Genomic DNA, 10205 nt, shown 5'->3' on the forward strand with positions numbered 1-10205 from the left:
AGCGACCGGAGCGTGCGCCGGCCACGAGGGTGAAATAGCTCCGACAGTTTGCGCAATTCCTCATGGAAAACGCGAATGAACCCGCATTAGACTCTTATCATTGCAATCCCATCGCTTTTGTGTGAATCGGCCGTTTCGGCTGAACATCGCCCTATCAGCGTCCTAAGCCATGCTCACCACCGGGGCCATCTGTGCCGCGTGAGTTGGACCTCAAGACGCTCGTTCCCCATGGACCCATCAAATGACGTCTCTCTTCTTACGCTTGGCTATCGCGGTTTTCCTGCTTGCCGGCACCGGCCTGCACCACGTTGCATCGGCAGTGGAACCTCGCGTGTCCGTCCTGATGCTTGGTGATTCTGGATTCCACAAACCCTCTGAGTTCTATCGCCACTTGGTCGAACCACTGGCCGAGCAGTCTGTGGAGCTGCAGTACACAGAAAAGTTGAGCGATCTCAACTCAGAGAACCTCGCCAAGTACGACGGGCTGATGATCTTTGCAAACGTAGAGCGAATCACTCCGGAGGCCGAGTCGGCACTGCTGAACTTTGTCCAGCAAGGCGGCGGACTGATACCGGTTCACTGCGCTTCGTTCTGTTTTTTGAACTCTGACAAGTACATCGACTTGGTCGGTGGACAGTTCAAGAGTCACGGCTTCACCCGATTCCAAACGACCATCGTCGCTCCTGATCATGAAATCATGGCGGGCCTGAAACCTGTTCAGTCGATGGACGAAAGCTACCGGCACGGCCGTCTGAATCCGGACAAGACCGTGCTGGAACGACGAAGCAGTGATTCAGGGCCGGTGAGTGATCCAGACGGTGAGCCGTACACGTGGGTTCGAAACAGCGGTAAGGGACGCGTTTTCTACACAGCTTGGGGACATGATCACCGCACTTGGTCCAACGTCGATTTCCAAAACCTGTTGGCGCGTGGTGTCCTATGGGCTTGTGGCCAGACACTGACGGCTGCAGTCACGGATAGTGATGACGCCACACAGTCACAGGCCGTAGCTGCAGCCAATCGAACATTCGCCAAACCTGAGATGACTGTGCCGTCGATCGACGAAAAGAAATTTCAGTTCACCGATGTGGGCGCAAAGATCCCCAATTACACGCCGGGCGCCCGCTGGGGGACGCAGGAAGCTCCGTTGACGTTGATGCAAAATCCGCTGCCCGCTGACGAGTCCATCAAAGCGTACTCAACTCCCAAAGGTTTCCAGCTCTCCGTGTGGGCTCGGGAGTCGGATAAGAACTGGCCGGAGAACGCTCAGGACACAGCCGAGTTTGCCGGATTGACGGGCAAGCCGATCGCGATGAACTGGGACGAACAAGGTCGCCTGTGGGTTTGCGAGACGGTCGACTACCCCAACGAGTTGCAATCGGCTCCGGGTGAAGGTCGCGACCGTATCAAAATCTGCGAAGACACAGATAACGATGGCCAAGCTGACAAGTTCACGATCTTTGCCGAGCACCTGAGCATCCCGTCGACGCTGGTCTGCTACCGCGGTGGCGTGATCGTTCAGAATGGTGCCAAGACGATCTACCTGAAAGACATCGACGGCGATGACGTTGCCGATTTTCGCCAGGAACTGATCACCGGTTGGGCGATGGGCGACACACACGGCGGCGTCAGTAATTTCCAATACGGGCCGGACAACTGGATCTGGGGCATGCAGGGGTACAACAACTCCGAGCCGGTCATCAACGGCGAACCTCAGATGCGGTTCCGCCAAGGTTTCTGGCGATTCAAAGTCCGCGCCGGTGCGGCCGATGACACTGCACCTGCGTTCGCGATCGACAAGCAATCAGGATTGCCAGCCGAAAAAGCGTCCGATCAGTTCAACGAACACACCGTTCGCGTTGATGCGTTGGAATTCATGCGAGCGACGAACAACAACACATGGGGACTTGGGTTCAGCGAAGAAGGCTACGTGTTCGGATCAACCGCCAACGGTTGCCCGAGCGTCCACATGCCAATTCCCAATCGCTATTTCGATCAAGTCGCCGGCTGGTCACCGAGCACGTTGCAAAGGATTTCGCCGAACGACCGATTCAACGCACTGGACGATAAGATCCGCCAAGTCGACTATCACGGTGGCTACACGGCGGCGGCGGGCAGTGGGATTTATACCGCACGAAATTACCCGGCACCGTGGTGGAACAAGATCCAGATGGTGTGTGAACCGACGGGCCACATCGTCGGCGGCTTTGTCTTGGAGAAAGACGGCGCCGGATACCAGAGCAACAACATTTTCAATGTCGTCGCCAGCATCGACGACTGGGCATCACCGATCATGTCCGAAGTCGGTCCGGACGGCAATGTTTGGGTACTGGATTGGTACAACTACATCATCCAACACAACCCCACACCCAACGGATTTCAAACCGGCAAGGGTGCCGCCTACGAAAGCGACCTTCGCGACAAACGTTTTGGGCGAATCTATCGAATGCTCTACGAGCAGTCCTCGGCCCCGACGCATGCGATGCAACTCGCTTCGGCTTCAGATGCCGAGCTCGTGGAAGCACTGAAGAGCAACAACTTCTTTTGGCGTCGAACCGCACAGCGACTGCTCGTCCAACGCAGCTCGTCAGACGCGGCAACGCTCAACGCGCTGGTCGCGTTGGTCGACGATCAGCAAACAGACGACATCGGCCTCAACACCGCCGCGATGCACGCCATTTGGACCTTGGCCGGATTGGCCGACGGCCAAATCGAAGATGCCAAAGCGGCCCTCACGGCGGCCTGCCAAAAGGGCTTCCAACACAAATCCAGTCCGGTACGCAATGCGGCCGTGGCCAGTTGCCCGGCCGATCAAGTCGCCGGTGCCATCGAAGCTGGATTGCTGAAAGATGCGGACCCACGTGTCCAACTTTCCACACTGCTGCGGATCGCGGACGGAGCCGGTTCTGCGTCAGGAGAAACTTTGGCGTCGCTCGTAGCAGGCACAAAAACCATCGCCAACGACGATGTCTTGTTGGATGCATGGACCTCCGCCGCTGCGACAGCTCCGGTGGAAACATTGGTAGCTTTGATCAACGCAAACGATCGGTCGAGCGATCGTGAACTGGGATCGCGAGTCGCCATCCTTGCCGAGCACATCGCGCGATCCAATCCGACCGGCGAAAAGATCGAAGCACTGCTGAAAGTCGATCCGGCTTCTCCGCTCACGATCCCGCTGTGGGAAGGACTCGCCAAAGGCTGGCCGAGAGACTTGAGCATCACGTTGTCGGAGGCTGCTCAGTCGCAGTTCCGCGACCGATTCCTCGCCGGCAACACTTCGGTTGAAAACAAAGCGGCGATCTTGGCGGTTGCCGACAAGTGGTCGATCAAGGGACTGGACGAAGCCGTTTCGTCTATTCAAGGTCAACTGCTTGACACTGCATTGGACATCGATGCCGATGCGGAAACACGACTAACCGCGTGGGATCAGGCGATCAAGCTTGCTCCGACGAGCGAAGGCCTACTGGATGCCGTCCAAGCCATGCTGACTCCGCAGTTGGCTCCCGAAACTGGCAGCCGAGCAATCGCTGCCCTTGGATCGGCACGTGTCCCAGGATTGACCGAACAGCTGATCTCGATTCGCAGCCAACTTGGGCCTCAGATGTCGGGCAATATCCTGACGCTGTTGCTAGCTCGCACCGACACGACCACCGAGTTGTTGGATGCGATCGCCGATGGCAAGGCGCAATTGACCGAGCTGCAACTCGATCAACGACAGGCTTTATTGAATCATCCGACACGCGAAATCGCGGCTCGTGCGAAAGAATTGATGGAGATGAAGGGTGCTTCCGTTTCGTCGAATCGCCAAAGCCTCGTCAACGAGTGGATGCCTGTCACGGAGATGAAAGGCGATCTGACCAATGGGATCGCGATGTACAAAAAACACTGTGCTCTGTGCCACAAGCACGGAGAAATGGGTGTTTCGATCGGTCCCAATCTGACGGGAATGGCGGTACATCCCAAAGAAGAAATCTTGGTGAACGTGCTCGACCCCAATCGCAGCGTTGAAAATAACTTCCGCACCTACCAAATCCTGACCGTCGACGGTGCGGTGCTGACAGGAATGCTGGCCGGCGAGTCAGCCAATTCACTGAGGCTGATCGACACGCAAGGCAAGGAGAAACAAGTTCTGCGTGAAGACATCGAGCAGATGAACGCATCGACCAAGTCGTTGATGCCAGAGGGCTTTGAAAGTCAGATTTCCAAGCAAGAGATGGCCGACCTGTTGGCTTTCTTGGCCAATCGCGGACGCTACACGCCGCTCTCACTGTCCACCGCGGCAACGATCAGCGGTCCGAAAGGCTTACCTGGATTCCGTGGCAACGCGGGTGACACGTTCGAATTCAAGACCTACGGGACCATTGAGGTCGAAGGCATTCCGTTCGACTTGCAAGATCCCCAAGGCGGACGCGTTGCCAATGTCGTCGCGTTGCAGAGCAGCGGCGGTCGCTTTCGAAGCACACTACCCAGTGCGGTAACGGTGCCTTGTTCGGGCAACGTGTCGGCAATCCACATGCTGGGCGGCGTTGCCTCCTTCGGATTCCCGATCAATCGTGACGAATCGTCCAGCTTGATCGTGCGATGTCACTACGCAGACGGCAGTTCGGTGGATCACGCGTTGATCAACGGCAAACACATTGCCAACTACCAAGAACGCGTTGACGTTCCGGATTCCAAGTTCGCCATCGACGCCGGTGGCAAACAAGTTCGGTACTTGAAGATCCCCGTGGATGCGAGCAAGCCGCTCAAGGAAATCGAGCTCGTCAAAGGAGAGAACCGATCCATCCCCGTCGTCTTTGCCGTCACGGTTGAGTCCGCATCGAGCGGGGAAGCCGATCATGCCGTCGGCGCAAACGACACGCGACAAGATCCCCCGCAAGATACGCCACAGCCGCCACGTCGTCGTCGAGGTGGATTCGGTGGTCCGATCGAACTCGGACCGGATGACGTTGCCGTCTACGAAGCGCCACCGGCCGATTTCAAATCCGAACGTGATGTGCCTCACGGCAAGCTGGAGATGGTCGAGTATGAATCCAAGACCGTCGGAACAACTCGCAAGATGCAGGTCTATACACCGCCGGGCTACACCGCCGATAAAAAGTATCCCGTGCTGTACCTGCTGCACGGCATCGGTGGAGATGAAACGGAGTGGCAGCGGTTTGCGACTCCCAATCTGTTGCTGGATAATCTGATCGCTGATGGAAAAGCGGTCCCAATGATCGTGGTGATGCCCAACGGTCGAGCACAGAAAAACGACAGAGCGGAAGGCAACGTCATGGCGAGTGCACCAGCCTTTGCCGTATTCGAGCGTGACCTGCTCGACGACGTCATTCCGGCGATTGAGTCAAAGTACTCAGTGGCTGCCAACCGCGAACATCGCGCGATCGCCGGCCTTTCGATGGGAGGCGGACAATCGTTTAACTTCGGACTCGGCAATCTCGATACGTTCGCTTGGGTTGGTCCCTTCTCAGCGGCTCCCAACACCAAGCGTCCCGAAGAGTTGGTCCCGGACGTGGCTGATGCAAAAGCCAAGCTGAAACTGCTCTGGATTTCTTGCGGAAACAAAGACGGCTTGATCCGAATCAGCCAGAACGTGCACCAGTTCCTCAAGTCCAACGAAATCGAGCATGTCTGGCACGTCGACGGGCACGGTCATGACCCTCAGCACTGGAGCAGTAGCCTGTACTGGTTCGCTCAAGAGGTGTTCCAGGACCCTGCGCAAGCCGCTAAAGTCGAGCCTTCCCTTGTGGGTAAATGGACAGGCACGGTTCAAACCCAAATCGGTGATCAACATTATGAGATCACGATTGAAAGTCAGGACGATGGCAACACCGGAACGGCTGTGATGACACTCGACGGAGAGTCGTACAACAGCAAGCTTTCGAACATCAAGCTCGACGCGGGGAAGGTTTCATTTGACGAGACGCTGAGTTTCCGGGGCAACGATCTGACGATCCGGTATTCAGGCAGTCTCGACGTCGATGAAATGAAGCTGACACGCAAGGTGGGCGATTTTGCGACGGAAGAATTCACGGTGAAGCGAGTCAAATAGCAGCGAGTTTCACGGCCGGCAGGGCCGTGTCGTTATCACGCTCCCCTGCCTTTCGTGGCCAGATGGATCTCCACACGATTTCACGGAGTGCCGTTTCTCCTGCTCCAGATCACGCGGCCCAAATCGCACGAAACCCGAATCAACTGGACTTCCCGCATCGATTGACTTATCTTCAAACGCTAGGAACCCCACGCAGGTGAACGGTTCCATGCCGAAAATGATATGCCAAGAGGTCCACGCCTCTCTTTTCGATACGGGTGTCGCGTTCCATGTCCGATCTGATCACCGTATCCAATGGAACTCAGTTCTATCGCATTCCAGAGAGCGACCTGGCCCAAGCGAAACGGAGCGGTTTCTACCGACCGCTAGAGATCGGGCGCACGATCATTTCCGATGGTCGTCAGATCCTGGAAATCCCACTGACGGATCTCGAATCCGCGATTGCCGAGGGGTATCGAAACGCGTTGTCCGCAGAGATGCCGGCCGCAGAGATGCCGGCCGCAGCGATTCCCAGCCAAACCAGCCCCAGAACCGAAGAAACCACGGCCACTCAAGCCGAGGTTTCGCCGTATCGGCAGGCCGAGTTGGAACGCGAAGCCCTGCACGAACAATTGCAGTCCAGCCTTGCCGAAGCCTCTTGGTATGCAAAGCCGTTTGCGGCGGCCCGTCTGTGGTGGTTCCGATACCGCGACAACCTGCTGAAGCAGTGTCGCACAAACGGGCTGAGCATCGCGATTCACGTCGCTCTGCTGTTGCTGCTGTCCGCCGTTTTCCTGACAGACAAAACGATTGACAATCCCAACATTATCACGGTATCGCAAACGGACGAACCGGCGATCGAAGAAGTCATCATTGAGACGGTGGAGATCGAATTCACGGAACCGGTCGAGGAAGTCGTCGAGCCGGAAAGCGAATCGATGGAGGTGATCAACGAAATCACCGAGCAGCTTGTCTCCATCGACGTTGCGGAGTCCTTTGACGGCAGCATGCTGACCGCGCCGTCCGCATCGGGTTCCGAAGGCGACGGAGAGGCGATGGAAAAGCCGACCAAGAACAAGGTGCAATTCTTTGGCGCGAAAACAGAAGCGATCGATTTTGTGTTCGTCATCGACAACTCCAATAGCATGACGAGGGGACGGTTTGAAACGGCGCTCAATGAACTGGTCAAAGCCGTCAGCAAACTCAACCGTCGACAAAGATTCTACGTGATCTTCTACAGTGACACGGCCTACCCGCTTTTCCACCCCTACTCGCCCAAAACGCTGGTTCCCGCGACCGACCAGAACAAGAAACTGTTGGTGCGTTGGCTGCAAACGGTTCCACTGTGCCTGCGGACCGATGGCAAGGAAGCATTGCAACTGGCGTTTGACCTTGATCCCGATGTCATGTTCGTGCTCGGCGATGGCGCGTTCACCGACGGTGCCTCTCGCTACTTTAGCGACAACCCAAACAAAAAGGTCGTCGTTCACACACTGGGTATGGAGGTCAACGCACAAGACGCCGTGAGCTTTAAGACGTTGGCCACTTCTCACCGCGGCACCTATCAAGACGTCGGCGTGCATCCCGAAGCCGCGATGTTTGCAAAACAGTTTCCGCGGCAGCGAAATAACAAACGAAACGGCTACTGGGGCTTGAAGCTGCCCGCCGTCGCCAAAAAGAAGAAGTAACCCGGCTTTTTAAAAGATTTGAATGTCCAGTGCTGGGAAAGACGATTGGCGTTCGCGTGCAAAAACGCTGTCAGCAGGCGGGGCTTCGCCGCCACAACCAACGCCGACATTGCCGAACAACACTGAACCCGCGTCGCCACGCCAGCCCGACGCCGGAACAAGCCTACCATCGCGGTGGCAACCTCTTGACCCCGCGACCGCATTTGAAGTCGTTGGAACGGATGAGGAAACCGAATCGAACTCTCACCCCCTGCGAAGAAAAAAGGCGAGCTGGTTTGAATGGATCGCGGGTGCGACGGTACTGCTGTTGATCGTTGTCGCGATCACGCTGCGGACCGTCAGAAACTCAAGTCCGCCAGATGCCGCTCAAGTGCAACGTACGGCGGCAGTCGGAACGCCTGATCAACCCATCAAATCGCCCATCAGTGATCCTGGTACTCTCGAAAGCGAACCCCAGCCTCAAGAGACAGTTCCTGCTCGCTCAACAGAACAGCGTGAGATTGTTGACAATGTCTTGAGCGATGCCGGAGACGGTTCCTTTGCATTGGGGGATCCGATCAACGACACTACTGAAGTCGCCCAACCGGAAATGACGCCACCGGCGAAATCACCGCAGGTCGAGAAACCGGCTCGTCGGTTTCCGACCGCGCCCGACCCCATGAGGATCCGGCCAGTTTCTCGCAAAGTGATCGAGCGTGAAGCGGACATGCCATTGAGGCGGCAAGTAGAACTGGACGAGCGGACCCACTCGTTCATGCTGTTCAAGCGACTCTATCCGATCGCCTTCGAAACCCATAGCAAATATCTCACAGCCAAGAAATCAGATCCAACGTCCGATGAGTCTGAAACGCTGCTGATTGAATCCATCGGATTGTTCGAACAATGCTTGGATCGCCCCAGTGAAGAAGTGCCCACAGATCAACGACTTCAAATCGAGTACACGCTGGCAAGTCTGTATCTCGATGCCGGGCATCTGTTCGATGCCTTTGTCTATGCGTCACACGTTGTTCGTTTTGCGGAGCCTGGCCAACCGCTCACCAAGGCCGCTGGCACGCTCGCGTTCGCGGCGCTGCAGGAATCCCATCAAGCGCATTACGGCGACCCGACGCAGCCAACCGAATTGAACCAGATGTCCATTCTGTGCGATTTGATGCAGCAGCGTGACATTGAACATCCGCAATTGGACTCGATGCGATTCGCGATCGCCCAGCAATTCGAGCGAGACGGATTTCATCTGCTGGCCGCACAAGCCTACACCCGTGTCGATGAGAAGTCTGAACTGCATGGGAAAGCCCAATTGGCGGCGGGGCGAGAGTTCTGGGCGGAAGCGTTGCAGCGAGAGAACGATTCCATCGATGACCAAGTCGAATGGATTGTGAGTTGCGCTGCAAAGTTTCTTAAGAACGCCATTGAGACGCTTGATGGTGAAAGCCGCGCCTCGCCTACGTTGTTGGCCGGCAAAGTCGCTCTCGCACAAATTCACCTGCGTCGCGGTCGGCCTCAACTCGCGATCGAATTGATCAACGGACCATCGGGCGTCTTGAGCCAGACGGGTGGCGAAGCCAGTGTGTCGAGCGAGTTCGTCACTGCAGCACACGAACTGGTCTTCGAGGGCTATTCGCAAGCCGGTGATCTGGCTGGCGTTCAACGGACCCTCAGTGAGCTGGCTAAGCGTTATGGCCCAGACGGGAAAGCACGCATTGCGAAACTGTACAAGAATCTCGCAAAGGATTTCTTGAGTCGGCTAAGTGATTCAGAAGAGATCTCGTCCGAGCAGGTTGCTCAACTGGATTCGATGATGAAGCCGATTCTGGACGAAAAACTGAATCCGACGTTGGACATCATGCTTTGGGCAGCGGGCATCTGGTCCGATCTCGCCACTCGCGCCACCGACTCCTCCGTTCGATCGCAATGTGTTGATCGAGCCGACACGCTCTTGTCCAAAGCGGCCGCGTCGCCAGAACTAAAGCCGGCAGAAAAGATGGGATTGACGCTTCAGCGCATCGATCTGTCACAGCGTGCGGGTGATCTGTCGCAGGCATTGGATTTGGTGACGAAGATCCTGCAACAAACCCCCAACGCAATCGACTTGCAGATCAAATCCGCGCAGTTGTTGAGCGAGATGGCCAAGTCATCCGGCGACGTCAACGACTTTCACATCGCGGTCGAAGGACTCCCCGAGGATGCCGTGTGGGGTTGGGCCAAGCTCAATGGCACGATCAACCGAATGCATCTCGAAAGCGATGACGGCACACGCTACTTTGAACGCCTGATGGAGTCCGGTTTTGAGTTGAATCAAGCCAGGATCGACCAAGCCCGGGCAACGTCCTCGGAGGAAGATCGTCAACGCCTGCTCGACACCACAAGATCTCATCTTCGACGCATGATCACAACGCTCGCCACGTCGTCTCCATCATGGACAAAAAAACTAAAAGCACTCGAAGCGTCGTTGCGCTAAAACCCAACTCCCCACGTTTTTCAGATTC

3 protein-coding genes are annotated in these 10205 nt (G+C 56.4%); all 3 read left to right on the plus strand.

The window, feature by feature from the left end; genetic code table 11:
• Positions 1-241 precede the first annotated feature (241 nt).
• The 3 genes from Pla52nx_RS08975 (at position 242) to Pla52nx_RS08985 (ending at position 10177) form a co-directional block, all read left to right on the plus strand.
• Complete coding sequence (locus Pla52nx_RS08975) at positions 242-6052, plus strand: PVC-type heme-binding CxxCH protein (protein ID WP_231742122.1); 5811 nt, start codon at positions 242-244, stop codon at positions 6050-6052.
• Between the two features lie 269 nt (positions 6053-6321).
• Positions 6322-7719: a vWA domain-containing protein gene (locus tag Pla52nx_RS08980; protein WP_146521225.1), complete on the plus strand. Its 1398-nt coding sequence runs from the start codon at positions 6322-6324 to the stop codon at positions 7717-7719.
• A 22-nt stretch (positions 7720-7741) separates the two neighbouring features.
• Positions 7742-10177 carry a hypothetical protein gene (locus Pla52nx_RS08985; protein WP_146521224.1) on the plus strand — a complete coding sequence of 812 codons (2436 nt, stop codon included), beginning with the start codon at positions 7742-7744 and terminating at the stop codon, positions 10175-10177.
• The last annotated feature ends 28 nt before the right edge of the window (positions 10178-10205 follow it).

The sequence above is a fragment of the Stieleria varia genome (genome assembly GCF_038443385.1).
GTDB lineage: Bacteria > Planctomycetota > Planctomycetia > Pirellulales > Pirellulaceae > Stieleria > Stieleria varia.